Source organism: Pseudorhizobium sp. NPDC055634 (assembly GCF_053618655.1).
Genome location: NZ_JBSHHW010000004.1, coordinates 153,408 through 178,786 on the forward strand (window position 1 = coordinate 153,408; position 25,379 = coordinate 178,786).

At 65.0% G+C, this 25,379-nt stretch carries 19 protein-coding genes, 3 tRNA genes and 2 pseudogenes; 23 read left to right on the forward strand and 1 reads right to left on the reverse strand.

From position 1 onward, the window contains the following. Nucleotides 1-48 precede the first annotated feature (48 nt). From ACWGPT_RS08115 to ACWGPT_RS08125, 3 genes and pseudogenes are all read left to right on the forward strand, one after another. A complete protein-coding gene (locus tag ACWGPT_RS08115; protein WP_452605094.1) occupies nucleotides 49-1,284 on the forward strand; it encodes a metallophosphoesterase family protein in 1,236 nt (411 codons plus the stop codon). Then, nucleotides 1,284-4,724, forward strand: coding sequence for an AAA family ATPase (locus tag ACWGPT_RS08120; RefSeq protein WP_452605095.1), 3,441 nt, complete (start codon nucleotides 1,284-1,286; stop codon nucleotides 4,722-4,724). The genes ACWGPT_RS08115 and ACWGPT_RS08120 overlap by 1 nt, the downstream gene beginning before the upstream one ends. Before the next feature lie 161 nt (nucleotides 4,725-4,885). Further along, a pseudogene (locus ACWGPT_RS08125) lies at nucleotides 4,886-6,032 on the forward strand (ceramide glucosyltransferase). Between the two features lie 53 nt (nucleotides 6,033-6,085). Here the strand turns inward: ACWGPT_RS08125 and ACWGPT_RS08130 are convergent. Then, nucleotides 6,086-6,161: transfer RNA gene (locus tag ACWGPT_RS08130), tRNA-Val, on the reverse strand. Between the two features lie 257 nt (nucleotides 6,162-6,418). On the opposite strand from ACWGPT_RS08130, the gene ACWGPT_RS08135 reads away from it, so the two are divergent. The 20 genes and pseudogenes from ACWGPT_RS08135 to mce all read left to right on the forward strand — a co-directional run bounded on the left by ACWGPT_RS08135 (nucleotide 6,419) and on the right by mce (nucleotide 25,374). After that, a tRNA-Asp gene (locus tag ACWGPT_RS08135) sits at nucleotides 6,419-6,495 on the forward strand. Nucleotides 6,496-6,554: 59 nt separating this feature from the next. Continuing rightward, nucleotides 6,555-6,631, forward strand: a tRNA-Asp gene (locus ACWGPT_RS08140). 214 nt (nucleotides 6,632-6,845) lie between these two features. Continuing rightward, on the forward strand, nucleotides 6,846-7,211 hold the full coding sequence (locus ACWGPT_RS08145; protein ID WP_452605096.1) for an NADH-quinone oxidoreductase subunit A: 366 nt from the start codon (nucleotides 6,846-6,848) through the stop codon (nucleotides 7,209-7,211). Then, nucleotides 7,202-7,783: a NuoB/complex I 20 kDa subunit family protein gene (locus ACWGPT_RS08150; protein ID WP_452605097.1), complete on the forward strand. Its 582-nt coding sequence runs from the start codon at nucleotides 7,202-7,204 to the stop codon at nucleotides 7,781-7,783. Before ACWGPT_RS08145 ends, ACWGPT_RS08150 begins: the two co-directional genes overlap by 10 nt. Nucleotides 7,784-7,799: 16 nt before the next feature. Then, complete coding sequence (locus ACWGPT_RS08155) at nucleotides 7,800-8,402, forward strand: NADH-quinone oxidoreductase subunit C (protein WP_452605098.1); 603 nt, start codon at nucleotides 7,800-7,802, stop codon at nucleotides 8,400-8,402. Between the two features lie 78 nt (nucleotides 8,403-8,480). Then, nucleotides 8,481-9,671 (forward strand): NADH-quinone oxidoreductase subunit D, encoded by a 1,191-nt coding sequence (locus ACWGPT_RS08160; protein WP_452605099.1) that lies wholly within the window; start codon nucleotides 8,481-8,483, stop codon nucleotides 9,669-9,671. Nucleotides 9,672-9,744: 73 nt separating this feature from the next. After that, nucleotides 9,745-10,569 (forward strand): annotated as a pseudogene (nuoE, locus tag ACWGPT_RS08165) (NADH-quinone oxidoreductase subunit NuoE); the annotation flags it as partial. 211 nt (nucleotides 10,570-10,780) lie between these two features. Further along, nucleotides 10,781-12,085 carry an NADH-quinone oxidoreductase subunit NuoF gene (nuoF, locus tag ACWGPT_RS08170; protein ID WP_452605100.1) on the forward strand — a complete coding sequence of 435 codons (1,305 nt, stop codon included), beginning with the start codon at nucleotides 10,781-10,783 and terminating at the stop codon, nucleotides 12,083-12,085. A 5-nt stretch (nucleotides 12,086-12,090) separates the two neighbouring features. Continuing rightward, entirely contained in the window at nucleotides 12,091-12,744 is a 654-nt protein-coding gene (locus tag ACWGPT_RS08175; protein WP_452605101.1) for a 5' DNA nuclease, read from the forward strand. Between the two features lie 53 nt (nucleotides 12,745-12,797). Next, nucleotides 12,798-14,879: an NADH-quinone oxidoreductase subunit NuoG gene (nuoG, locus tag ACWGPT_RS08180; RefSeq protein WP_452605102.1), complete on the forward strand. Its 2,082-nt coding sequence runs from the start codon at nucleotides 12,798-12,800 to the stop codon at nucleotides 14,877-14,879. A gap of 7 nt (nucleotides 14,880-14,886) precedes the next feature. Next, entirely contained in the window at nucleotides 14,887-15,933 is a 1,047-nt protein-coding gene (nuoH, locus tag ACWGPT_RS08185; protein WP_452605103.1) for an NADH-quinone oxidoreductase subunit NuoH, read from the forward strand. A 39-nt stretch (nucleotides 15,934-15,972) separates the two neighbouring features. Further along, entirely contained in the window at nucleotides 15,973-16,464 is a 492-nt protein-coding gene (nuoI, locus tag ACWGPT_RS08190; RefSeq protein WP_452605104.1) for an NADH-quinone oxidoreductase subunit NuoI, read from the forward strand. A gap of 121 nt (nucleotides 16,465-16,585) precedes the next feature. After that, the gene (locus tag ACWGPT_RS08195; RefSeq protein WP_452605105.1) at nucleotides 16,586-17,200 is read left to right on the forward strand and encodes an NADH-quinone oxidoreductase subunit J; all 615 of its coding nucleotides are present in this window, start codon (nucleotides 16,586-16,588) and stop codon (nucleotides 17,198-17,200) included. A 23-nt stretch (nucleotides 17,201-17,223) separates the two neighbouring features. Continuing rightward, the gene (gene nuoK / locus ACWGPT_RS08200; RefSeq protein WP_452605106.1) at nucleotides 17,224-17,532 is read left to right on the forward strand and encodes an NADH-quinone oxidoreductase subunit NuoK; all 309 of its coding nucleotides are present in this window, start codon (nucleotides 17,224-17,226) and stop codon (nucleotides 17,530-17,532) included. 7 nt (nucleotides 17,533-17,539) lie between these two features. After that, the gene (nuoL, locus tag ACWGPT_RS08205) at nucleotides 17,540-19,540 is read left to right on the forward strand and encodes an NADH-quinone oxidoreductase subunit L (RefSeq protein WP_452605107.1); all 2,001 of its coding nucleotides are present in this window, start codon (nucleotides 17,540-17,542) and stop codon (nucleotides 19,538-19,540) included. Beyond that, entirely contained in the window at nucleotides 19,540-21,051 is a 1,512-nt protein-coding gene (locus ACWGPT_RS08210) for an NADH-quinone oxidoreductase subunit M (protein WP_452605108.1), read from the forward strand. The genes nuoL and ACWGPT_RS08210 overlap by 1 nt, the downstream gene beginning before the upstream one ends. A gap of 18 nt (nucleotides 21,052-21,069) precedes the next feature. Then, nucleotides 21,070-22,512: an NADH-quinone oxidoreductase subunit NuoN gene (gene nuoN, locus ACWGPT_RS08215; protein WP_452605109.1), complete on the forward strand. Its 1,443-nt coding sequence runs from the start codon at nucleotides 21,070-21,072 to the stop codon at nucleotides 22,510-22,512. Between the two features lie 2 nt (nucleotides 22,513-22,514). Then, nucleotides 22,515-23,285 carry a biotin--[acetyl-CoA-carboxylase] ligase gene (locus ACWGPT_RS08220; RefSeq protein ID WP_452605110.1) on the forward strand — a complete coding sequence of 257 codons (771 nt, stop codon included), beginning with the start codon at nucleotides 22,515-22,517 and terminating at the stop codon, nucleotides 23,283-23,285. A gap of 7 nt (nucleotides 23,286-23,292) precedes the next feature. Continuing rightward, complete coding sequence (locus tag ACWGPT_RS08225; protein WP_452605111.1) at nucleotides 23,293-24,960, forward strand: ribonuclease J; 1,668 nt, start codon at nucleotides 23,293-23,295, stop codon at nucleotides 24,958-24,960. Nucleotides 24,961-24,969: 9 nt separating this feature from the next. Then, nucleotides 24,970-25,374 carry a methylmalonyl-CoA epimerase gene (gene mce, locus ACWGPT_RS08230; RefSeq protein ID WP_452605112.1) on the forward strand — a complete coding sequence of 135 codons (405 nt, stop codon included), beginning with the start codon at nucleotides 24,970-24,972 and terminating at the stop codon, nucleotides 25,372-25,374. Nucleotides 25,375-25,379: the final 5 nt, after the last annotated feature.

Consider the following 25,379-nt stretch of genomic DNA (forward strand, 5'->3'; position numbering starts at 1 on the left):
TTTGCCTAAAACACATGGTCACCTGACACAACCAGAGCAAGCGATTCGATGTCCTCCTTCACCTTCATCCATGCCGCCGACCTGCATCTCGGCAGTCCTTTCCAGGGGCTGGCGATGAAGGACGCCGAGGTGGCCGAGATGTTCATGGAGGCGAGCCGCCGTGCCTTCACGGCACTGGTCGACCAGGCCATCGAGAGGCGGGTCGATTTCTTCCTCGTGGCCGGCGACGTCTATGACGGCGACTGGAAGGACAACAAGATCGGCCTGTTCTTCAACCGCGAAGTGGCGCGGCTGGAGCGCGCGGAGATTCCCGTCTTCCTGCTGAAGGGCAACCATGACGCCGAAAGCGTCATCACCAGGACGATCACGCTGCCACGCAATGTCCGCGAGTTCCCGGTCACGAAGCCGGGCACCTTCACGCTTGATCACCTGAAGGTGGCGCTGCACGGGCAGGGCTTCGCGGAGCGCTCGGCGACGGAAAACCTGGCGCTCGCCTATCCTCCGCCACGTCCCGGCTGGTTCAATATCGGCGTCCTCCACACCTCGCTGACCGGCCGTGAGCCGCATGCGCCCTACGCGCCCTGTTCGGTCGAGGACCTGCGCTCGCGCGGCTACGACTACTGGGCGCTCGGACATGTGCACGACTACGAGGTGGTCGCGGACAACCCGCCGATCATCTTTCCCGGCAACCTTCAGGGCCGCTCCATCCGCGAGCAGGGAGCGAAGGGCGCCGTTCTGGTCTCTGTGGAAGACGGCACGGTCACACATGAGCGGATCGTCACCGACAGCGCCCGGTTCGCCCAGAGGTCGGTCACCGTCGAGGCGGAGGACGACCTGCCGGCGATCCTGCGGCGCATCGAGGCGGCGCTGGAGAATGTCGCGGACGAGATGGAGGGCCGGCCCCTTGCGCTGCGCATCCGCCTGACCGGCAAGAGCCGCTATCGCGGCGAGCTGATTGCTCGCGCCCGCGATTTCCGCGACGAGGCGCAGGCCGCCTGCCACCGCTGCCACGAGGATATCTGGCTGGAGAAGGTCGAGGTGCGGGTCGAGGATGCCGGAGAGAAAGCCGCTGGCGGGGCGGCATCGCTCGGCCTCGACGGCCTGCTTGCGGTCGAGGCGCTCCCGCCCGAACTCCTGGCGGAGGCAGAGGCAAGGATTGCCGAGATCGCCGCCCGGCTCCCCGGTGGGCTCGGCGCCCACGAGCTTGCGCTGGGCGACGATGCCGAAACGCTGCTTGCCGAAGCGCGCGACCTTCTGCTCGCCCGGGCGGGAGGGGATCGCTGATGCGCTTCGACCGCCTCGACATCCTGCGCTACGGCGCTCTTGCCGACCGCAGCCTTGCCTTTCGCCCGGACGCCCGGCTGCACATCGTCTACGGGCCGAACGAGGCCGGCAAGTCGTCCGCGCTCGCGGCGATCTCCGATCTCCTGTTCGGATTCCCGGAGCGGACGCCCTACGGTTTCCGGAGCGACGCCGCGAGCCTTCGGATCGGCGCAAGCATTTCCTCGCGGGGCGGGGCTTGCCTCGAGTTTCGCAGGCGCAAGGGCCGCAAGGGCACGCTTCTTGCGGCGAGCGATCCGGAGACGAGCCTGCCCGACGACGCGCTGGCGCCCTTTCTCGGCACGCTCAGCCGGGACGTCTTCGAGCGCGCCTTCGGGTTGAACTCGGCCTCGCTGCGCGCCGGCGGCGACAGCATGCTGAAGAGCGGTGGCGAGATCGGCAGCCTGCTTTTCTCCGCCGCGTCCGGGCTCACCGGGCTTGCCGACCTCAGGAAGGGGCTGGAGGCGGAGGCGGATGGTATCTATGCGGCGCGCCGTTCGCGCGACCGGCTGTTCTACCAGGTGCTCGATGCGCACGAGGAGGCGCGCCAGGCCGAGCGCGAAAGCGAGTTGCGATCCGGCGACTGGAAGAAGCTGATCGCGGAGCAGGGCGAACTGGAGACGGAACTTGCGGGCCTTCTCGCCCGGCGCCAGGAGAATATCCGCCGCCTGGAGCACCTGCGCATGCTGCAGCGGCTCGATCCGATCATCCGCGAGATCGACCGCGAACGGGAGCAGATGGCGGAGTTCGAATGGCTGGCGGGCCAGCCGGGGGACCTGGAGACCAGGCTTTCGGCCCTCATCGAGCGCCTGCGCGAGAACGAGGCGGCCCTCAGGCGCGCGGACGGGGATCATGCGCGCCTGCGAGACGACATCGCCGCCGTCCATGTCGACGACGCGCTGCTGGCCATGTCGGCCGCTATCACCTCCGCCCATGCGGACAAGGGCGTGTATGCCAAGGCCCGGGAGGACATCGCCCGGGTGCGCGGCGAGGTCGAGGACTACGACCGCAGGCTTGCCGATGCCGCCCGGCGGCTGGGCCTTGCCCTGGCCGATCTCGAAACGCGCCAGCCGCGCGATGCCGATCTCGCACGCCTGCGCGCGCTTCTGGAGGAGGGGGCGGATCTCGATCGCAGCCTGCGCGACGCCCGCCAGAGGATGGAAGAGCACCATGATGCCTTGCGCGGCATGGGAAGGCCGGCCGGCGCTGCCCATCTCATCGACCCCAAGCCCTGGTCGGAACAGCTCGCTGCCCTGCAGCCGGATCTCGTCGAGCTCCAGCGTCTCGAAGCCCTGCAGGTGAAGCTCGCCCGCGCCGGTGCCGACCTCGCCACGGCGACGGCACGGCTCGATCCGCCCGTATCCGACCTGCGCGCGCTTTCTTCGGCGCCCCTGCCTGAAACCGCCGAGATTGCTGCCCACCGGCGGACGATCGACGAGGCGCGCGCGGAGGCGAAGGACGCCGAGGGTCGTGTCGCCGCGCTCGACGAGGAGGCTCACCGCATCCGTCGCGACCTCGCGCTGCTCGAAGGCACGGGACGGATCGTTTCGCGCCAGGAACTCGCGGCAGGCCGCAGCGAGCGCGATCGCCGGTTCGACGCAGTGCGACAGCAACCGGACGAGGCCGGTTTCGACCGGCTGGCCGCTGGCATTGCCGAGGCCGACCAGCTTGCCGATGCGGTACTCGCCGACGCCGAACGCGTCACGCGCCACGCGCAACTGACGCTGCGGCAGGGCGAACTGGAGCGCGAGCTTGCCGGTGCACGCGAAGCGCTCCGCCTCCGCGAGATCGCGCTTGCCGATGCCGTGACGGCCTACGAGGACGCCTTCCGCCCGTCAGGGATCATGCCGGCCTCGCCCGAACGGATGATTGACTGGCGCCGTACCGTGGAGGAGTGTTTCCGCCAGCTGCGCGAGATCGACCTTCTCGGCGACGAGTTGGAGGCATTGCAGCTGAAGGAAAAATCCCTGCGCCCGGCGCTTTTGTCGATCGCGGACGCCGTGGGGCTCGCGGCCGTGGCGCTTCCGACCGTGGCGCTCGGCCGGGGCCTGGAACGCAGGCTGTCAGAAATCGGCCAGGAATGGCTGGAGAGCCGAAGCAGCGAGACGAAGCGGGCGATGGCGCAGGAGGCGATCGGTCGGCTGGAGGAGCGCGAGCGCGCCCTGCTGGCCGAGACCGGCGCCTGGCAGACGAGCTTCTCCGCCGCCGTCACGGGGATCGGCCTGCCCGATGACGCCGATCCGCCCATGGCGCTCGCCGCGCTCGAGGCGTGGCGCACGGTGCCGGGGCTACTTTCGGAGCGCGAGAACCGCCAGCGGCGGGTTCGCGGCATGGAACGCGACATGGAAGGCTTCGAGGGATCGGTCGGCAGGCTGGCCGCCGCCGTCGCTCCCGACCTTGCCGCCATCCCCGCCGATATCGCGGCCGGCCTGCTGAACGAGCGGCTCGTGGCTTCGGCAAACGAGAACAAGCGGCGCGAATCGCTCTCCGACCAGCTCGAACGGATCGAGATTTCCCGGGCCCGACTGAAGGCCGAGGAGACGGAACTTTCCGCCGCGATCGCGACGCTCGCCGCGGGCCTCGGCCGTCCGGTCGCCGAACTGCCGCAGGTGCTGGAGGACCTTCGCCAGCGCCACCGCCTGGAAACCGGGCTCAGGCAATGCCGCGAACGCTTCGCCGAGCATGCCGAGGGTCTGTCGGAGGACGAGGTGCGCGCGGCGCTTTCCGGTTTCGACCGCGTCGAGGCGGGCCTGGAGATCGAGGCGCTCGCTCGGGAGGAAAACGGGCTTATCGAGCGCATGAACGCGCTCGGGATCGCCCGCGCCGACAACGAACGCCGCCGGCGCGAACTGGAGACCGGAATCGGTGCCGAGCGCGCCGTGTTCCGCAAACTCGCCGCCGAGACGGAGGCGCGCGAACTGGCGCGCCGGTGGGTGGTCCTGAAGCTTGCGGCGAGCCTTCTCTCGACCTCGATGGAAAACTACCGCGAGCAGCAGGCGGATCCGGTGATGAAGCGGGCAGGGGAGCTGTTCTCCGCCCTGACCGGCGGGCGCTTTGCGCGCCTCCTGCAGGTCTACGATGAGCGAGACGACCTGCAGCTCGCCGTCGAGCGCCGGACGGGCGAGCAGGTCCCGCTTTCAGGCCTCAGCGAAGGCACGGGCGACCAGCTTTATCTCGCGCTGCGGCTTGCCTTTCTCGAGGACTACTGCCGCCGCAACGAGCCGGCCCCGCTCGTGCTGGACGACATCTTCCAGACCTTCGACGACGAACGCACCGCCGCCGCCCTTCGCACCCTGGCGGAGGCCAGCGGGACGCACCAGACCCTGCTGTTCACCCACCATGCGAGCGTGGTGGAGACGGCAAGACGGGAACTGGGAGACGGGGTGGACCTGGTCCAGCTCTGACGTCGCGTCGCAACGCCTTGCCCCTCGGGTCCGAAAGCCCCGGGCGGGGTACCAACGGGCTGTCATTCGCCTGCAACAGAGCGGTGATGATGTCGCATTCCTGTCACGGTGATTCCCGCGGGAGCGTTTTCCGCAGGATACGTGCCGCCGGAGTGTTCCTGATGGCCGTCGTTCTTGCTGCCGCCGCCGCGGCTCTCGTCCTTGCAAACTGGATCAGCATCCTGGTCGCCGCATGGCGCCTTGCCCCGAAGGGCACGTCGCCGCCGCCGCTTGCCGACCGGCCCGCCGCGACGATCGTCGTGCCCATGTGCGGGATCGAGCAGTTCACCGGCGAGACGCTGGAGCGCGCCTTCGCGCTCGACTGGCCGGACTATGAACTCATCTTCGGCATCGCCAGTGCCGGCGATCCGGTGGTACCCCTCGTCCGGAAGGCGATCGCCGCCCATCCGGAACGGGCGGCGCGACTGATCGTCGGAGACGAGCGCGCCCAGTGCCAATCCGAAGCTCAACAACTGCGTGAAGGGTTGGCGGGCCGCCCGGCACGACTGGGTGGTTCTTGCCGATTCGAACGTGCTGATGCCGCCGCAATACCTGCATCACCTGTTCGCCGCATGGCGGGTCGACGAGACCGGGCTCGTCTGCTCGACGCCGCTCGGGTCGCGTCCCTCGGGCTTCTGGGCGGAGGTCGAATGCGCGTTCCTGAACACCCATCAGGCGCGCTGGCAATATGCCGGCGAGGCGCTCGGGATGGGCTTTGCGCAGGGAAAGAGCATGTTGTGGCACAAGCCGACGCTGGACGCCGCGGGGGGTATAGAGGCGCTGGGCGAGGAGATCGCCGAGGATGCCGCCGCAACCAAGCTCGTGACACGCCTGGGCCGCAAGGTGCATCTCGTCGCCTGGCCGTTCGAACAGCCGCTCGGGCGACGCACCGCTGGCGAGATCTGGGCCCGCCAGGGCCGCTGGGCGCGCCTGCGCCGCGTCACCTTTCCGGGCTTCTTTGCCCCGGAGGCGCTGCTCGGCCTCCTGCCGCCGCTGGCGCTCGGCCTGCCGGCCGGGTTCGCAGCCGGGTTCAGCCCCGCCGCAACGGCCGCCTTCATCGCCGCGGCGATCTACCTGCCCGAACTTGCGCTGGCCGCCGCCAAAAACTGGCGCCTGTCGCTCCAAAGCCTGCCCGCCATGCTGGTGCGCGACGTGATGCTGCCGGCGATCTGGATCCGCGGCTGGACCGGCGGCGCCGTCCACTGGCGCGGCAACCGCATGACGATTGGCACCGACAATTCCGAACTGGAACAGCTGCCGGCGGTGTGAACCGGGGCAATTCGGGTCAAGAATGAGTGATGATCCGGAAAGGGGAAGGGGAATGGTGGGCGATGAGAGACTCGAACTCCCGACATCCTCGGTGTAAACGAGGCGCTCTACCAACTGAGCTAATCGCCCTTCGCGTCGCGGAGCATGTCCGTCGCGTCGGTGGGCGTGATCTATGCGGATCGGCGAAAAACCGCAAGAGCCTTTGACTGAAATTTTGATTTTTTTGCCGCGCCCGAAGCCACACGGGCGCTCTGCCGGAGAAAGGCGAGGGGCATCATCCTTTTGTCTTGAAACGCGCTTGACACCTGTTCGCGAACCTCTTAGTTAGCCGCTCAACCGAGGCGGTCGAGGTCGCTCCGGCAAGGGTTCAGGCCCTTACGAAATGCGCGGGTGTAGCTCAGTCGGTTAGAGTGCCGGCCTGTCACGCCGGAGGTCGCGGGTTCGAGCCCCGTCACTCGCGCCATTCGTCCTCGAACTCTTCTGATATTCCCTGGAATGTCGGATTGCCGCAAGGCATCATGCGCGGGTGTAGCTCAGTCGGTTAGAGTGCCGGCCTGTCACGCCGGAGGTCGCGGGTTCGAGCCCCGTCACTCGCGCCACTTCTTGCCACTTCCCGTCCGTCAAGCCTATAGATCGCGAAGAGCCTCTGCCGTTCGCAAGGTGTACTATTGCGGCGCAAAATCGCGACTCTAAATCTCTTGCGCCAAAGCGTGGGCTGGGGTAGTCACGGGCCAGTTGCAATGCACGTTCGCTTTGCCCGCGCATTGCTGATCGAGCGCCGCCCGGCGCTTACGGCAAGCAGGATCGAATACTATGAGTGAACTCCTCAGTTCCTATCTTCCGATCGCGATCTTTATCGGAATCGCCTTGGTGATCGGGTTGGCCCTCCTGATTGCTCCCTTCGCCGTCGCCTACAAGGCGCCCGACTCCGAAAAGCTTTCAGCCTACGAATGCGGCTTCAATGCGTTCGACGACGCGCGCATGAAGTTCGACATCCGATTCTACCTCGTGTCGATCCTGTTCATCATCTTCGACCTGGAAGTGGCCTTCCTCTTCCCCTGGGCGGTCTCCTTCGGCGAGATCGGCTGGTTCGGTTTCTGGTCGATGATGGTTTTCCTGGGCGTGCTGACCATCGGTTTCATCTATGAATGGAAGAAAGGAGCGCTGGAATGGGAGTAGTCGACACCGGCAACACCCTGGTCGCGCCGCAGCCCAAGGGCATAATCGATCCCAATACCGGCAAGCCGATCGGCAGCGATGACCGTTTCTTCGGCGAGATCAACAATGAGCTCGCCGACAAGGGCTTTCTCGTCACCTCGACGGACGAGCTGATCAACTGGGCCCGCACCGGCTCGCTGATGTGGATGACCTTCGGTCTCGCCTGCTGCGCGGTCGAGATGATGCAGATGTCCATGCCGCGCTACGACGCCGAGCGCTTCGGTTTTGCGCCGCGCGCCTCGCCGCGCCAGTCGGACGTGATGATCGTTGCCGGCACGCTGACCAACAAGATGGCGCCCGCGCTCCGCAAGGTCTACGACCAGATGCCGGAGCCGCGCTACGTCATCTCGATGGGCTCCTGCGCCAACGGCGGCGGCTATTATCACTATTCCTACTCCGTGGTGCGGGGCTGTGACCGCGTGGTGCCTGTGGACATCTACGTCCCGGGCTGTCCCCCCACGGCGGAGGCGCTGCTTTACGGCGTGCTTCTGCTGCAGAAGAAGATCCGTCGCACCGGAACGATCGAGCGCTGAGGGCAAGGACCGTATCATGAGCGAAGCCCTGAGAGAGCTTTCTTCCTACATCGCCGAGATGCATCCTCGGTTCGTCGTCGATTCCAAGATCGAATTCGACGAGCTGACGGTGGTGACGACGCCCGAAAACATTGTCGCCCTGCTGACCTTCCTGCGCGACGACGTGCAGTGCAGCTTCGTCAACCTGCTCGACATCTGCGGCGTCGACTGGCCGCAGCGCAGGAAGCGCTTCGATGTGGTCTACCACATGCTGTCGCCGCGCCAGAACCTGCGCATCCGCGTGACGGTCATGGTGGGCGAGGACGAGGCGATCCCCTCGGCCTGTCCCGTCTTTCCGGGTGCCGACTGGTTCGAGCGCGAGGCGTGGGACATGTACGGCATCGTCTTCACGGGCCATCCGGACCTGCGGCGCATCCTGACCGACTACGGCTTCGAGGGCCATCCGCTGCGCAAGGACTTTCCGACGACGGGGTTTGTCGAGGTTCGCTACGACGATGCGGCCAAGCGTGTCGTCTACGAGCCGGTGATGCTGCGCCAGGAATTCCGCAACTTCGATTTCCTGTCTCCCTGGGAAGGCACCGATTACGTGCTGCCGGGCGACGAAAAAGCCAAGGTCTGATGAACCGGCGTCTCGGCGCCGGGTGCTGCTTTTCATTCCGCCCGTTGCGGCTTGGCCGCTCGGCATGGAGCTGACAGAATGAACGAACATAACGTCCGCAACTTCAACATCAACTTCGGACCGCAGCATCCGGCGGCGCACGGCGTGCTTCGGCTGGTGCTGGAGCTTGACGGCGAAATCGTGGAGCGCGTCGATCCGCATATCGGCCTGCTTCACCGCGGCACTGAAAAGCTGATCGAGACGAAGACCTATCTGCAGGCGCTGCCCTATTTCGACCGCCTCGACTACGTGGCGCCGATGAACCAGGAGCATGCTTACTGCCTGGCGGTCGAGAAGCTCCTCGGCCTCGAGATCCCGATCCGCGGCCAGCTGATCCGTGTCCTCTACTCGGAAATCGGCCGCATCCTGTCGCACCTTCTCAACGTCACGACACAGGCGATGGACGTCGGCGCGCTGACGCCGCCGCTCTGGGGCTTCGAGGAGCGCGAGAAGCTGATGGTCTTCTACGAGCGTGCATCGGGCTCGCGCATGCACGCCGCCTATTTCCGCCCCGGCGGTGTCCACCAGGACCTGCCGCCGGAACTGGTGGAGGATATAGGCGCCTGGTGCGATCCGTTCCTGAAGACGCTGGACGATATCGATGACCTCCTGACCGGCAACCGTATCTTCAAGCAGCGCAACGTCGATATCGGCGTCGTGAAGCTCGAGGATGCCTGGGCCTGGGGCTTCTCGGGCGTCATGGTCCGCGGCTCGGGCGCAGCCTGGGACCTGCGCAAGTCGCAGCCCTACGAATGCTATGCCGACATGGAGTTCGACATCCCGATCGGCAAGAACGGCGACTGTTTCGACCGCTACCTGATCCGCATGATCGAGATGCGGGAATCGGTGAAGATCATGAAGCAGTGCGTCAATCGCCTGCTGGGTGATGCCAGGGTCGGGCCCGTCTCGTCGCTGGACGGCAAGGTCGTCCCGCCGAAGCGCGGCGAGATGAAGCGTTCGATGGAAGCGCTCATCCATCACTTCAAGCTCTACACGGAGGGCTATCACGTGCCGGCCGGCGAAGTGTATGCGGCCGTCGAGGCGCCGAAGGGCGAGTTCGGCGTCTACCTCGTCGCCGACGGCACCAACAAGCCTTACCGCCTCAAGATAAGGGCGCCGGGCTATGCACACCTGCAGGCCATGGACTTCCTGTGCCGCGGCCACCAGCTCGCCGACGTGTCGGCGATCCTCGGCTCGCTCGACATCGTGTTCGGCGAGGTCGACCGCTGATGGCTTTCGCAATCGAAATCACGGGCGCCGGTTTCCGGCAGCCTGCTTCCAAGACTGATAAGGCGTAAGAAGAATGTCTGTTCGTCGACTGGCCGAAGAGAATGTGCAACCGGCAAGCTTCGCCTTCAGCGCGGAGAACGCCGCCTGGGCCGAAGCCACGATCCGCAAGTATCCGGAAGGCCGCCAGCAGTCCGCGGTGATTCCGCTGCTCATGCGGGCTCAGGAGCAGGACGGCTGGGTCACGCGCGCGGCGATCGAATACGTCGCCCAGAAGCTCGACATGCCCTACATCCGGGTGCTGGAAGTGGCGACCTTCTACACCCAGTTCCAGTTGAAGCCCATCGGCACCCGGGCGCATGTCCAGGTCTGCGGCACGACGCCCTGCATGCTGCGCGGCGCCGAGGACCTCATCAAGGTCTGCAAGTCGAAGATCCATGCGGAACCCTTCGAGCTCAACGAGGACGGCACGCTGTCCTGGGAAGAGGTCGAATGTCAGGGGGCGTGCGTGAACGCCCCGATGGTGATGATCTTCAAGGACGCCTACGAGGACCTGACGCCGGAGCAGCTCGAGCACATCATCGACCGCTTCCAGGCCGGACAAGGCCAGGAAATCACGCCCGGCCCGCAGATCGAGCGGTTCTCCTCGGCGCCCGTCGGTGGCCCGGTCACGCTGGTTGACGACGTGAAGCCGGCCGCGAATGGCGCAGAGCAGAAGCCCGCTGCCGGGACCGCAGCGCCTGCGACCCAGGTGCCGCCGTCCGACGCCGCGCGTCCGAAGGATACGGCCGAGGAGGCCGATCCGTCGATCAAGACGCCGCTGACCGACAAGGAAGGCTCCAGGAAGCGCGTCAAGGCCGCGGAGACGCAGCCGCTTTCGGGAACCGCATCGACGCCGAAGCCGGATCGCAAGCGCGCCGGCAGCGCAGCCGAGGGAGCGCCGCCGGAGCCGGGTACGGTCTCGGGCGACGCCAAGCCGAAGCGGACACGCAAGAAGACGACGCCGGAAGGCGACGCTTCGTAGGGAATGCGAACTCTTCTGCGGCCCGCTCGCCGGGCCGCGCGATGCATAACAACGGCCGGCAAGTGTCGGCGGACCGGTGGAATAGATCATGCTAAAAGATCAGGATCGCATCTTTACCAATATCTACGGCCTCAAGGACAAGTCCCTGAAGGGGGCGATGAGCCGTGGTCATTGGGACGGCACCAAGCAGATCCTTGAAAAGGGCAGGGACTGGATCATCGAGGAGATGAAGGCGTCGGGCCTGCGCGGTCGCGGCGGCGCCGGCTTCCCGACCGGCCTGAAATGGTCCTTCATGCCGAAGGAGTCCGACGGCCGCCCGCATTACCTCGTGGTCAACGCCGACGAATCCGAGCCCGGCACCTGCAAGGACCGCGACATCATGCGCCACGATCCGCATACGCTGATCGAAGGCTGCGTGATCGCGAGCTTCGCCATGGGCGCCCACACCGCCTACATCTACGTCCGCGGCGAATACATCCGCGAGCGCGAGGCGCTGCAGGCGGCGATCGACGAATGCTATGACGCCGGCCTCCTTGGCAAGAACAACAAGCACGGCTGGGACATGGACATCTACGTCCACCACGGCGCCGGCGCCTATATCTGCGGCGAGGAAACCGCGCTCCTCGAAAGCCTCGAGGGCAAGAAGGGCCAGCCGCGCCTGAAGCCGCCGTTCCCCGCGAACATGGGCCTCTACGGCTGCCCGACCACCGTCAACAACGTCGAATCGATCGCGGTGGCGCCGACGATCCTGCGCCGCGGCGCGGGCTGGTTCTCCTCGATCGGCCGCCCGAACAATGTCGGCACCAAGCTGTTCATGGTCTCCGGCCACGTCAACAAGCCCTGCACCTTTGAGGAAGCCATGGGCCTGTCCTTCCGCGAGATCATCGAGCGGCACTGCGGCGGTATTCGCGGCGGCTGGGACAACCTGCTCGGCGTCATCCCCGGCGGTGCCTCCTGCCCGGTGGTGCGCGGCGAGGACATGGCCGACGCGATCATGGACTTCGACGGCATGCGCGAGGTGAAGTCCTCCTTCGGCACCGGCGGCATGATCGTCATGGACAAGTCGACGGACATCATCAAGGCGATCTGGCGCATCGCGGCCTTCTTCAAGCACGAGAGCTGCGGTCAGTGCACGCCCTGCCGCGAAGGCACGGGCTGGATGATGCGTGTGCTGGAGCGCATGGTGCGCGGCAATGCCCAGAAGCGCGAGATCGACATGCTGTTCCAGGTCTCCAAGCAGATCGAGGGACACACGATCTGCGCGCTCGGCGATGCAGCGGCCTGGCCGATCCAGGGCCTGATCCGCAACTTCCGCCCCGAGATCGAGGCGCGCATCGACCGCTACACCCATAACGCCCTGGCGCACGGCGCCGTCATGGAAGCAGCGGAGTAGGAAACGTGGCCAAGCCGGTGGAAGAAAAGCAGGAAGGAGCAGCGACGGCCAAGCCGGCGCCGGCTTCCGTCTATGCCGATTTCGCCGAAGCCATGGCCGCAAACCCGCTTCTGGCGCAGTCGACCGCGGCAATGGCGGCCGCCACTGCCGTCGGCATGAGCATTGCCGGACAGTTCGCCGGCGCCTTCTTCGGGGCCCTTCAGGGCGCGCTGGAGGCGCAGAACCGCATGGCGGGCTCGCCCGCCCGCGCGCCGGAAAGCCCGCAGGAGCCGAAGGCGGAGGAGGTGGTCTCTCCGTCCGTCGCAACGCCCGCGCAAACGGCCGGGCAAGCGCGGAAGTCTGCGTCCGGTGACCGTTCGGTCGAGGCTGCGTCAAAGCCGGTTGAGAAAAAGCAGGGCCGGGAAAAGCCGGCTGCGAAAGCCGGCGCGCGGAAGGCCACGACCGCAAAGCCGAAGGCAACAGCCGGCGACGACCTGAAACGGATTGCCGGCATCGGCCCCAAGCTGGAGAAGGTTCTGAACGGGCAGGGCATTACCAGCCTCGGCCAGATCGCCGCCTGGAAGGACGCCGATGTCGCGAAGTTCGACGAGGCGCTCGGACTGGATGGACGCATCGGCCGGGACGATTGGGTGGGCCAGGCCAAGAAGCTGGCGAAGTAAGGATTTTTCCCCGGCCGTGGCTGCGGGATTGAGCACAGGACGTAAGTGATACGATGGCAAAGCTGAAGATCGACGGCAAGGAAATCGAGGTTCCGGATCATTTCACGCTGTTGCAGGCGTGCGAGGAAGCCGGTGCCGAGGTTCCGCGGTTCTGTTTCCACGAACGCCTGTCGGTGGCGGGCAACTGCCGCATGTGTCTGGTCGAGGTGAAGGGCGGCCCGCCGAAGCCGGCGGCGTCCTGCGCCATGGGCGTGCGCGACATCCGGGGCGGCCCGAACGGCGAACTGCCGGAAGTCTTCACCAACACGCCGATGGTCAAGAAGGCCCGCGAAGGCGTGATGGAGTTCCTGCTCATCAACCACCCGTTGGATTGCCCGATCTGCGACCAGGGCGGCGAGTGCGACCTGCAGGACCAGGCCATGGCCTTCGGCATGGATGCCTCCCGCTACACCGAGAACAAGCGCGCCGTCGAAGACAAGTATATCGGCCCGCTCGTCAAGACGGTGATGAACCGCTGCATCCATTGCACGCGCTGCGTCCGCTTCACGACCGAAGTGGGCGGCATTTCCGAACTCGGCCTCATCGGCCGCGGGGAGGATGCCGAGATCACCACCTATCTCGAGCATGCGATGACCTCCGAACTGCAGGGCAATGTCATCGACCTCTGCCCCGTCGGCGCGCTCACCTCGCGTCCCTTCGCCTTTACGGCGCGTCCGTGGGAGCTGAACAAGACGGAAACCATCGACGTGATGGATGCCGTCGGTTCGGCGATCAGGGTCGATACGCGCGGCCGCGAAGTGATGCGCATCATGCCGCGCGTCAACGAACTGGTGAACGAGGAATGGATCTCCGACAAGACCCGCTTCATCTGGGACGGCCTGAAGACGCAGCGCCTCGACCGGCCCTATGTCCGGCGTGACGGTCGCCTGCAGCCCGCAAGCTGGGGCGAGGCCTTCGCCGCGATCAAGGCTGCCGTTTCGGCCGCGTCCGCAGACAAGATCGGCGCTGTCGCCGGTGACCTTGCCGCAGTCGAGGAAATGTATGCGCTGAAGGAACTCATCCGTTCGCTCGACTCGGAAAACCTCGACTGCCGCCAGGATGGCGCCGCGCTGGACCCGTCGCTCGGCCGCGCCAGCTACCTCTTCAACCCGACGATCGAAGGCATCGAGCGCGCCGGCGCGCTGCTGCTGATCGGCGCGAACCCGCGGCTCGAGGCGACCGTGCTCAACGCGCGCATCCGCAAGCGCTGGCGCCGCGGCGATTTCCCGATCGGCGTGATCGGCGAGAATGTCGACCTGCGCTACGGCCATGAATATCTCGGCGCCGGACCGGACACGCTGAATGAGCTCGTCAACGGTTCCGGTAGCTTCCTCGAGACGCTGCGCAACGCCAAGAACCCGATGATCATCGTCGGCCAGGGCGCGCTTGCCCGTCCGGACGGCGCTGCGATCCTCGGCGCCGCCGCAAAGCTTGCCGCTTCGCTGGGCGCCGTCACGGCGGAGTGGAACGGCTTCGGGGTGCTGCACACGGCGGCTTCCCGCGTCGGCGCGCTGGACCTCGGCTTCGTGCCGGGTGCGAACGGCGTCGGTGCGTCGGACATGCTGGCAACCATGGACGTGCTCTTCCTGCTCGGCGCCGACGAGCTGGACTTCACCCGCAAGGGCGCGAAGTTCACCGTCTATATCGGCAGCCACGGCGACAACGGCGCCCACCATGCCGACGTCATCCTGCCGGCCGCGACCTATACCGAAAAGTCGGGCACCTGGGTCAACACCGAGGGGCGCGTACAGATGGGCAACCGCTCTGCATTCCCGCCGGGCGAGGCGCGAGAGGACTGGGCGATCATCCGCGCCCTGTCGGACGTGCTGGGCAAGAAGCTGCCGTTTGATTCGCTCTCGGCCCTGCGTGCCAAGCTCTACGAAGCCTATCCGCATTTCGCCGATCTGGACGAGATCGCCGCCGGCGACGTCGCCCATGTGGCGGCATTGGGGCAAAAAGCCGGTGAGATGAGCAAGTCCGCGTTTGCGTCCCCGATCAAAGACTTCTATTTGACGAACCCGATTGCACGGGCATCGGCAGTAATGGCCGAGTGCTCGGCGCTTGCCCGCAACAATTTCCAGGCTGCGGCGGAGTAACAGGAATATGGACGGTACATTTTTCTCGACCTACGCGTGGCCGGCGCTGGTGATGATCGGGCAGTCTCTGCTCGTCCTCGTCTGCCTTCTGGTCTTCATCGCCTATATCCTCTACGCCGACCGCAAGATCTGGGCGGCTGTCCAGCTTCGCCGTGGTCCGAACGTGGTCGGTCCCTGGGGGCTGTTCCAGTCGTTCGCCGACCTCCTGAAGTTCGTCTTCAAGGAGCCGATCATCCCGTCTGGTGCCAACAAGGGCGTCTTCCTCCTTGCCCCGCTCGTGGCCGTGACGCTGGCGCTCGCCACATGGGCGGTGATCCCGTTCAACGAGAACTGGGTGATCGCCAACATCAATGTCGGCATCCTCTACGTGTTCGCCATCTCCTCGCTGGAAGTCTACGGCGTGATCATGTCGGGCTGGGCGTCGAACTCGAAGTACCCGTTCCTCGGCGCGCTTCGTTCCGCCGCGCAGATGGTTTCCTACGAGGTCTCGATCGGCTTCGTCATCGTCACCGTTCTTCTCTGCGTCGGTTCGCTGAACCTCTCCGACATGGTCTTCGCGCAGAGGGACGGCCTCGGCACGATGATGGGCCTGCCGAACTCCTTCCTCGACTGGCACTGGCTGCCGCTCTTCCCGATGTTCGTCATCTTCATCATCTCGGGTCTCGCCGAGACCAACCGCCCGCCCTTCGACCTTCCGGAAGCGGAATCCGAACTGGTGGCCGGCTACATGGTCGAATATTCTTCGGCCCCGTACATGATGCTGATGCTCGGCGAGTATGCGGCGATCCTGCTGATCTGCTCGCTGACGACGATCCTCTTCCTCGGCGGCTGGCTGCCCCCGGTCGATATCTGGATCCTCAACTGGGTCCCGGGCATCATCTGGTTCATCCTCAAGGTGCTCTTCGTCTTCTTCATCTTCTCGATGGTGAAGGCATTCGTACCGCGCTACCGCTACGACCAGCTGATGCGGCTGGGCTGGAAGGTCTTCCTTCCGCTCTCGCTGGCCATGGTCATCATTACCGCATTCGTGCTCAAGCTGATGGGGTGGGCATAACATGGCCCGCCTTCTCTCGAGCCCTACTGGAGAATAACGATGGCAAGTGTGACTCAGGCCGTCAGTTCGCTCTTCCTGAAGGAGTTCGTCGGCGCCTTCTTCCTGTCGATGCGCTACTTCTTCCGACCCAAGGCGACGGTCAACTACCCGTTCGAGAAGAACCCGGTATCGCCGCGCTTCCGTGGCGAGCACGCGCTGCGCCGCTATCCGAACGGCGAGGAACGCTGCATCGCCTGCAAGCTGTGCGAGGCGATCTGTCCCGCGCAGGCGATCACGATCGAGGCCGGGCCCCGCCGTAACGACGGAACCCGCCGCACCGTGCGCTACGACATCGACATGGTGAAGTGCATCTATTGCGGCTTCTGCCAGGAGGCGTGCCCGGTGGATGCGATCGTCGAGGGCCCGAACTTCGAGTTTTCGACAGAGACGCGCGAAGAGCTCTACTACGACAAGGCGCGGCTTCTGGAGAACGGCGACCGCTGGGAGCGCGAGATCGCGCGCAACATGGCGCAGGACGCGCCGTACCGCTGACGCACGGGCCACCGTCGACGGTGGCCGCACATGCAATGTACTTTCCGGCACGCCGCGGGCGGCCGGATGAAGCGGGGAGAGGCGGAAAGCCGATCCCCGATGAGGACGAAAAGGCACCACGATGGGTCTGCAGGCTGTTTTCTTCTATCTCTTTGCGTTCGTCGCGGTGGCGTCGGCCTTCATGGTCATCTCGTCACGCAACCCGGTTCATTCGGTTCTGTTCCTGATCCTGGTGTTCTTCAACGCGGCCGGCCTGTTCCTGCTGACCGGTGCGGAGTTCCTGGCGATGATCCTGCTGGTGGTATACATCGGCGCGGTCGCGGTGCTCTTCCTCTTCGTGGTCATGATGCTCGACATCGACTTCGCGGAACTGCGGGCAGGGGTGCTGCAATATGCGCCGGTCGGCATCCTGATCGGGCTGATCGTCGCGGCCGAGCTGATCATCGTGATCGGCGGCAGCGTCCTGACCCCGCAGGCGGCGGAAGCCATCACCATGCCGATCCCGAACCCGGCGGAACGCACCAACACGGCGGCGCTGGGAGACGTTCTCTATACCCACTACGTCTACTTCTTCCAGATCGCCGGTCTTGTGCTGCTAGTCGCCATGATCGGCGCCATCGTACTGACCCTCCGCCACCGCACGCACATCAAGCGCCAGGACGTCTCCCGCCAGGTTGCCCGCACGCCGGAGACCGCCGTCGAGGTGGTCAAGGTGAAGTCGGGCCAGGGTCTCTGAGGCAGGCGAAGAAGGAAACGGACATGGAAATCGCTCTCTCCCACTACCTCACCGTCAGCGCCATCCTCTTCATCCTCGGCGTGTTCGGCATCTTCCTGAACCGCAAGAACGTCATCATCATCCTGATGTCGATCGAGCTGATTCTGCTGTCGGTCAACCTGAACATGGTGGCCTTCTCCTCCTACCTGAACGACATCGTCGGGCAGGTGTTCGCACTGTTCATTCTGACCGTCGCGGCTGCCGAAGCGGCCATCGGTCTTGCAATTCTCGTCGTCTTCTACCGCAACCGCGGGTCGATCGCCGTCGAAGACGTCAACATGATGAAGGGCTGATCAGGTCATGATCTACAAGGCAATCGTCTTCCTTCCCCTGATCGGCTTCCTGATCGCCGGCCTGTTCGGCCGGTCGATCGGCGCAAAGGCTTCGGAATACATCACCAGCGGTCTGATGGTGATCGTCGCGATCCTGTCATGGATCGTCTTCTTCAACGTCGCGATGTCGCATGGCGATGGCCACGAGGTCATCAAGGTCGAGGTCCTGCGCTGGATCCAGTCCGGCGGCATCGACGTCGAGTGGGCCTTCCGGATCGACACGCTGACGGCGGTGATGTTCGTCGTCGTCAACACCGTGTCGTCGCTCGTTCACATCTACTCGATCGGCTACATGCACCACGACCCGCATCGGCCGCGCTTCTTCGCCTACCTGTCGCTGTTCACCTTCGCCATGCTGATGCTGGTGACCTCCGACAACCTGGCGCAGATGTTCTTCGGCTGGGAAGGCGTGGGCCTTGCCTCCTACCTGCTGATCGGCTTCTGGTACAAGAAGCCCTCCGCCACGGCTGCCGCGATGAAGGCCTTCATCGTCAACCGCGTCGGCGACTTCGGCTTCCTTCTCGGCATTGCCGGCATCTTCATGCTGTTCGGCTCGATCAACCTCGAGACGATCTTCGCCGCAGCCGCCAACTATATCCCCGCCGCAGGTGCCGCCGACAGCGGTGAAGTGATCGCCAACATCTTCGGCATGGAGCTGACCCGCGCCGGTGCGCTGACCGTCATCTGCCTGCTGCTCTTCATGGGTGCTATGGGCAAGTCGGCGCAGTTCCTTCTGCACACCTGGCTTCCGGACGCCATGGAAGGCCCGACCCCGGTCTCGGCGCTCATCCATGCCGCCACCATGGTCACCGCCGGCGTCTTCCTCGTCGCCCGCATGTCGCCGATCTTCGAACTGTCGCCGGACGCGCTGCTGTTCGTCACCATCATCGGTGCGATCACCGCATTCTTCGCCGCGACCGTCGGTCTCGTGCAGAACGACATCAAGCGCGTCATCGCCTATTCCACCTGCTCGCAGCTCGGCTACATGTTCGTCGCGCTGGGGGTAGGGGCCTATGGCGCCGCCATCTTCCACCTGTTCACCCACGCCTTCTTCAAGGCGCTGCTCTTCCTTGGAGCAGGCTCCGTGATCCACGCCGTCGATGGCGAGCAGGACATGCGTTACATGGGCGGCCTGCGCAAGCACATCCCTGTCACCTTCTGGATGATGACGATCGGCACGCTGGCGCTGACGGGCGTCGGCATCCCGGGTACGATGATCGGCTTCGCCGGCTTCTTCTCGAAGGACTTCATCATCGAGTCCGCCTATGCCTCGCATTCGGTGGCCGCTGGCTTTGCCTTCACGCTGCTGGTAATCGCGGCGCTGTTTACGAGCTTCTACTCGTGGCGGCTCGCCTTCCTCACCTTCTTCGGCAAGCCGCGGGCCTCGGCCGACGTGATGCACCACGTCCATGAATCGCCCCAGGTCATGCTGGTGCCGCTCTACATCCTCGCCATCGGCGCGGTTGGCGCCGGCGTCGTGTTCCAGGGCTATTTCTTCGGCCACGAGTACAACGAGTTCTGGAAGGGCGCGCTCTTCACGCTGCCCGCCAACCAGATCCTCGAGGAGTTCCACCACGTGCCGCTGCTGGTCAAGTGGAGCCCGTTCATCGCCATGGCGGTTGGCTTCGCGACGGCCTGGTACTTCTACATCAAGTCGCCGGAGACGCCGCGTCGCCTGGCCGCGTCGCAAAAGGTCCTCTACGAGTTCCTGCTCAACAAGTGGTACTTCGACGAGATCTACGACTTCCTGTTCGTGCGGTCCGCCAAGGCTCTCGGTCGCTTCCTCTGGAAGAAGGGTGACATCGGCATCATCGATACCTATGGCCCGAACGGCGTCGCCGCGCGCGTCGTCGACGTGACCCGCAGCGTCGTGCGCCTGCAGTCCGGCTACCTCTATCACTATGCGTTCGCGATGCTGATCGGCGTCGCCGCCCTCGTCACCTGGATGATGCTCGGGAGCTCAATGTAATGACCGACTGGCCAATTCTCTCGACGGTCACCTTCCTGCCGCTCGTCGGCGTGTTCCTCCTCCTGCTCACCCGCGAGGACAGCACCTACGGGCGCCGCAATATCCTGAACGTCTCGCTGCTGACGACGGTCTTCACCTTTGTCGTCTCGCTCTTCATCTGGATCGGCTTCGACAATTCGAACCCCGGCTTCCAGATGGTCGAGAAGCATGCCTGGCTGACGACCGGAATTTCCTACCACCTCGGGGTGGACGGCATTTCCATGCTGTTCGTCATCCTGACGACGTTCCTCATGCCCTTCTGCGTGCTGGCAAGCTGGCAGTCGGTCGAGAAGCGGCTGAAGGAATACATGATCGCCTTCCTGCTCCTGGAAGTCGTCATGGTCGGCGTGTTCGTCTCGCTCGACATCGTCCTCTTCTACGTCTTCTTCGAAGCGACGCTGATCCCGATGTTCGTCATCATCGGCGTCTGGGGCGGCAAGGATCGCGTCTACGCGTCCTACAAGTTCTTCCTCTATACGCTTGCCGGTTCGGTGCTGATGATGCTCGCCATCATGGCCATGTACTGGCAGGCCGGCACGACCGACATGGTCGAGCTGCTGAAGTTCAACTTCCCGGCCAACCTGCAGACGTGGTTGTGGCTGGCTGCCTTCGCAGCCTTCGCGGTGAAGATGCCGATGTGGCCGGTCCACACCTGGCTTCCGGATGCGCACGTGCAGGCGCCGACGGCCGGTTCCGTCATCCTGGCCGGCGTCATGCTGAAGCTCGGCGGCTACGGCTTCATCCGTATCTCGCTCGCCATGTTCCCGCTGGCGTCGGACTACTTCGCGCCCTTCGTCTTCACGCTCTCGGTGCTGGCGATCATCTACACCTCGCTGGTGGCGTTGATGCAGGACGACATCAAGAAGCTGATCGCCTACTCCTCGGTCGCGCACATGGGCTATGTCACCATGGGCATCTTCGCCGCCAACGTGCAGGGCGTGCAGGGCGCGATCTTCCAGATGCTGTCGCACGGCATCGTCTCCGGCGCGCTCTTCCTCTGCGTCGGCGTCATCTATGACCGCCTCCATACCCGCGAGATCTCGGCCTATGGCGGGCTCGTCAACAACATGCCGAAATATGCCGTCGCCTTCATGGTCTTCACCATGGCGAATGTCGGCCTGCCCGGCACGTCGGGCTTCGTCGGCGAATTCCTGACCGTGATCGGGGTCTTCCAGGTCAACACCTGGGTTGCGCTCTTCGCCGCGACGGGTGTTATCCTCTCGGCCTGCTACGCGCTCTGGCTCTACCGCCGGGTGATCTTCGGCGGGCTGGAGAAGGAAAGCCTCAAGGGCCTCCGCGACCTGACGACCCGCGAAAAGCTGATCCTCTACCCGCTGATGGTGCTGACGATCTTTTACGGGGTCTATCCCGCACCGATCTTCGATGCGACGTCGGCGTCGGTGGATCTGCTTGTGAACAATTACGCCGCCGCCCTGCAGGCTGCGCAAGACCTTGCACTGACAGTGCACTGAGACAGGACATAATCGGACATGAGCTCTGAACTTCTCCTCGCTAGCCTGCAACTGTCCATGCCGGAAATCATTCTGGCGGTGGGAGCGCTCGCGCTCCTGATGATCGGCGTCTTCTCCGGCGACCGTTCCGCACCGACGGTTACCGGCCTTGCCGTTGCCCTGCTGATCGCGGCGGGCCTCTGGCTGGTTCTGGCGCCGGGTGAGGGCGAGGCCTATGGCGGCGCCTTCCTGCTCGATCCCTTCGCGCGGTTCATGAAGGTCGTCGCCCTGATCGGCTCGGTGACGGCGATGATCATGACGGTCGGCCATGCCCGCTCAGAACAGCTCGACCGCTTCGAGTTCCCGGTCCTGATGGTGCTGGCGACTCTGGGCATGATGCTCCTGATCTCAGCCAACGACCTCCTGGCCCTTTATCTCGGCCTCGAGCTCATGTCGCTGGCGCTTTATGTCTGCGCCGCGATCAACCGGGACAGCCTCCGCTCGACCGAATCCGGCCTGAAGTACTTCGTGCTGGGTTCGCTCTCCTCGGGCATGCTGCTCTACGGCTGCTCGCTGGTCTACGGCTTCACCGGCAATACCGGCTTCGACGAGATCGCCGCGGTTCTCTCCTCCGAGACCCGTTCGCTGGGCCTCGTCTTCGGTCTCGTCTTCGTGCTCGCCGGCGTCTGCTTCAAGATTTCGGCCGTGCCGTTCCACATGTGGACGCCGGACGTCTACGAAGGCGCGCCGACGCCCGTGACCGCCTTCTTCGCGGCCGGTCCCAAGGTTGCCGCCATGGCGATCCTCGTCCGCGTCGTTTCGGAAGCCTTCTCGCCGATCGTCGCCGACTGGCAGCAGATCCTCGTCTTTGTCTCCATCGCGTCGATGCTTCTCGGATCCTTCGCCGCGATCGGCCAGCGCAACATCAAGCGACTGATGGCCTATTCCTCGATCGGCCACATGGGCTTCGCGCTGGTCGGCCTCGCCGCCGGCACGGAGACCGGCGTATCGGGCGTCATGCTCTACATGCTGATCTACATGGTGATGACGCTCGGCACCTTCGCCTGCATCATGGCCATGCGCCGCAAGGAAGGCGAGAACGTCGAGAACGTCGACGATCTCGCAGGCCTCGCATCGACCAAGCCGTTCATGGCAGTCGTGCTGACCGCGCTGATGTTCTCCATGGCGGGTATTCCTCCGCTGGCCGGTTTCTTCGCGAAGTACTTCGTCTTCGTCGCGGCGATCGAGGCCAAGCTCTACGCGCTGGCGGTCATCGGCGTCCTGACCTCCGTTGTCGGTGCCTACTATTACCTGCGTATCGTCAAGCTGATGTGGTTCGATGAGGCGACCGGCGAGTTTGCGCGCATTTCCGGAGAACTCCGCCTCGTCTTCGGTCTCTCGGGCCTCTTCGTCACGGCCTACGTCCTCTTCGGCGGACCGGTCGGCAACGCCGCCAACGCCGCGGCGAAGTCCTTCTTCTGAGGATGGCAAGACCAACGGGACGCTTCTCGCTGGAGGCGTTCCGCCACGAGGCGCTGGGTGATGTCGGTTCCACGAATACCGAATGCCTGGCGCGCGCAAGGGCGGGTGACCCGGGCCGCCTCTGGCTGACGGCGACGCGCCAGACGAGCGGCCGCGGACGCCGCGGCAGGGCCTGGACCTCCGAAGCCGGCAACCTCTACGCCTCGCTGCTCCTCATCGACGCCGCCCCGATGGACCGCCTGGGTTCGCTCCCGCTCGCCGTCGCGCTTGCGGTGCATGGCGCCATCCGGAGGGTCCTGCCGCCGGGCTCCGAACCGGTCGAGGTGAAGTGGCCGAACGACATTCTGATCGGACGCCGGAAGACCTGCGGCATCCTGATCGAGGCTGAGAAGCTTCCGGACGGCAGGCAGGCGCTGGTCATCGGGATCGGTATCAATATCCGGCACATGCCGGACGCAACCAGTTATCCCGTGACCCGGCTCGAAGACCACGGCTGCCACGTGGCTCCCGAAGAAGTGTTCGCGCATCTTTTCAACGAGATGGCGATGGTTCTGGAATCATGGGATGAGGGGCGCGGCGTGGCGGAGATCAGCAGGCGCTGGCTGGAGGTCGCCTGCGGGATCGGCGAGCCCGTCACCGTGAACCTCCCCGACCGCTCGCTATCCGGCAGGTTTGCGGGCATTGATGGACAGGGGCTGCTGCAGCTCGAGACCGGCACAGGACAGGTTTTGTCCGTAGCAGCCGGTGATGTATTCTTTGGAAGAACGGAATAAGGACGTTATGGCTAGACAGGAAGAACTGGTGTTTCTGCCGCTCGGAGGTGTCGGCGAGATCGGCATGAACCTGGCGCTCTACGGGTACGGCACGCCCGGCAAACGCCAGTGGATCATGGTCGATTGCGGCGTGACCTTCGCCGGCCCGGAACTGCCGGGCGTCGATCTGATCCTCCCCGACATCCGCTTCCTGGCCAAGGAGCGCGAGAACCTCAAGGCCATCATCATCACCCATGCGCACGAGGATCACTACGGCGCCCTGAACGACCTGTGGCCCGGCCTCAACGTTCCGGTCTATGCCTCTGGTTTTACGGCAGGAATGCTGGAAGCCAAGCGCAATTACGAGGGCACGCGCGCCGATATTCCGGTGACGCCGTTCAAGGCCGGCGACCGGATCTCGATCGGGCCGTTCGATGTGGAGGCGGTCGCCGTCAACCACTCCATTCCCGAGCCAATGTCGCTGGTGATCCGCACGCCGCTCGGAAACGTCGTCCATACGGGCGACTGGAAGATCGACCAGGCCCCCTCGCTCGGTCCGATGACCGACGAGGCACGCTTCCGGGCGATCGGCGACGAGGGCGTGCTCGCCCTGATGTGCGATTCCACCAATGCGAACCGCGACGGCGTCTCTCCCTCCGAGGAAGAGGTCTCGCACGGCCTGCGGAAGATCATCGAGGAGGCCGAGGGCAGGGTGGCGATCACCACCTTCTCGTCGAATGTCGGCCGTATCCGCTCCATCGCCCGCGCGGCCCAGGCGGCCGGTCGCGAGGTCCTGCTGCTCGGCAGTTCGATGAAGCGGGTGGTCAATGTCGCCCGCGACGTCGGTCTCATGGAGGGGATACAGCCCTTCATCGCGGAGGACGAATACGGATACATTCCCCGCGACAAGGTCGTGGTCGTCCTCACGGGCAGCCAGGGCGAGCCGCGGGCCGCACTTGCCAAGATCGCCAGGGACGAGATGCGCAATGTCGCGCTCGCGGCCGGCGATACCGTCGTCTTCTCCTCGAGGACCATCCCCGGCAACGAGAAGGCGATCCTCGACATCATGAACGGCCTGATCGACCAGGGCATCAACATCGTCACCGATGCGGACGCGCTGGTTCACGTCTCCGGCCATCCGCGCCGCAACGAACTCGTCAGGATGTACGAGTGGACCCGCCCGCAGATCCTCGTGCCGGTCCATGGCGAGGCCGCCCACCTGACCGCCCAGGCCGAGCTTGGCGCGCAGGCGGGCATCCCGACCATTCCGCGGGTGCGCAACGGTGACGTGCTGCGGATTGCCCCGGGACCGGCCGAGGTCATCGACCAGGTGGCCCACGGCCGCATCTTCAAGGACGGCAAGCTGATCGGCGACCTCGACGAGATGGGCATCGGCGACCGCCGCAAGCTCTCCTATGTCGGCCATGTCTCGGTGAACGTGCTTCTCGACAGCCGGTTCGACTTCATCGGCGATCCGGACCTCGTCGCCTTCGGCCTGCCGGAGTTCGATGAGGAGGGCGAGGACATGGAGGACACCTTGTACGATGCCGTGCTCGGCGCGGTGGAGAGCATTCCGCGGGCCCGCCGCAAGGACCTTGAGATGGTGCGCGAGGCAATCCGACGCGCGGTGCGCTCCGCCGCCAACGAAGCCTGGGGCAAGAAGCCCGTGGTTACCGTGTTCGTCAACAAGGTCTAGGGGAACGTCATGCTTGGCCGGGTCAACCACATCGCCATTGCGGTCCCGGATCTCGCGCAGGCGACTGCGATCTATCGGGATGTGCTCGGCGCGCGTGTATCGCAGCCGCAGCCCCTCCCGGAGCACGGCGTGACCGTCGTCTTCGTCGAACTGGACAATACCAAGGTGGAGCTTCTGGAGCCGCTCGGCGCCGATTCCCCGATCGCGGCCTTCCTCGAAAGGTCGCCGTCGGGGGGCATGCACCACATATGCTACGAGGTGGACGACATCCTGGCCGCCCGTGACCAGTTGAGGGCGAGCGGTCTTCGCGTGCTGGGCGACGGCAACCCGAAGACGGGCGCCCATGGAAAGCCGGTGCTCTTCCTGCACCCAAAGGACATGAATGGCACGCTGGTCGAGCTCGAAGAGGTGTGACACTC

Bases quoted from the DNA above. Each gene is read 5' to 3' on its own strand.
- ACWGPT_RS08225 (WP_452605111.1), top strand. From the start codon at position 23,293: ATGGCTAGACAGGAAGAACTGGTGTTTCTGCCGCTCGGAGGTGTCGGC.
- nuoF (WP_452605100.1), top strand. From the start codon at position 10,781: ATGCTAAAAGATCAGGATCGCATCTTTACCAATATCTACGGCCTCAAG.
- nuoG (WP_452605102.1), top strand. From the start codon at position 12,798: ATGGCAAAGCTGAAGATCGACGGCAAGGAAATCGAGGTTCCGGATCAT.
- ACWGPT_RS08115 (WP_452605094.1), top strand. From the start codon at position 49: ATGTCCTCCTTCACCTTCATCCATGCCGCCGACCTGCATCTCGGCAGT.
- ACWGPT_RS08160 (WP_452605099.1), top strand. From the start codon at position 8,481: ATGAACGAACATAACGTCCGCAACTTCAACATCAACTTCGGACCGCAG.
- ACWGPT_RS08155 (WP_452605098.1), top strand. From the start codon at position 7,800: ATGAGCGAAGCCCTGAGAGAGCTTTCTTCCTACATCGCCGAGATGCAT.
- ACWGPT_RS08145 (WP_452605096.1), top strand. From the start codon at position 6,846: ATGAGTGAACTCCTCAGTTCCTATCTTCCGATCGCGATCTTTATCGGA.
- ACWGPT_RS08120 (WP_452605095.1), top strand. From the start codon at position 1,284: ATGCGCTTCGACCGCCTCGACATCCTGCGCTACGGCGCTCTTGCCGAC.
- ACWGPT_RS08220 (WP_452605110.1), top strand. From the start codon at position 22,515: ATGGCAAGACCAACGGGACGCTTCTCGCTGGAGGCGTTCCGCCACGAG.
- ACWGPT_RS08195 (WP_452605105.1), top strand. From the start codon at position 16,586: ATGGGTCTGCAGGCTGTTTTCTTCTATCTCTTTGCGTTCGTCGCGGTG.
- ACWGPT_RS08210 (WP_452605108.1), top strand. From the start codon at position 19,540: ATGACCGACTGGCCAATTCTCTCGACGGTCACCTTCCTGCCGCTCGTC.
- nuoL (WP_452605107.1), top strand. From the start codon at position 17,540: ATGATCTACAAGGCAATCGTCTTCCTTCCCCTGATCGGCTTCCTGATC.
- mce (WP_452605112.1), top strand. From the start codon at position 24,970: ATGCTTGGCCGGGTCAACCACATCGCCATTGCGGTCCCGGATCTCGCG.
- ACWGPT_RS08150 (WP_452605097.1), top strand. From the start codon at position 7,202: ATGGGAGTAGTCGACACCGGCAACACCCTGGTCGCGCCGCAGCCCAAG.
- nuoK (WP_452605106.1), top strand. From the start codon at position 17,224: ATGGAAATCGCTCTCTCCCACTACCTCACCGTCAGCGCCATCCTCTTC.
- nuoH (WP_452605103.1), top strand. From the start codon at position 14,887: ATGGACGGTACATTTTTCTCGACCTACGCGTGGCCGGCGCTGGTGATG.
- nuoI (WP_452605104.1), top strand. From the start codon at position 15,973: ATGGCAAGTGTGACTCAGGCCGTCAGTTCGCTCTTCCTGAAGGAGTTC.
- nuoN (WP_452605109.1), top strand. From the start codon at position 21,070: ATGAGCTCTGAACTTCTCCTCGCTAGCCTGCAACTGTCCATGCCGGAA.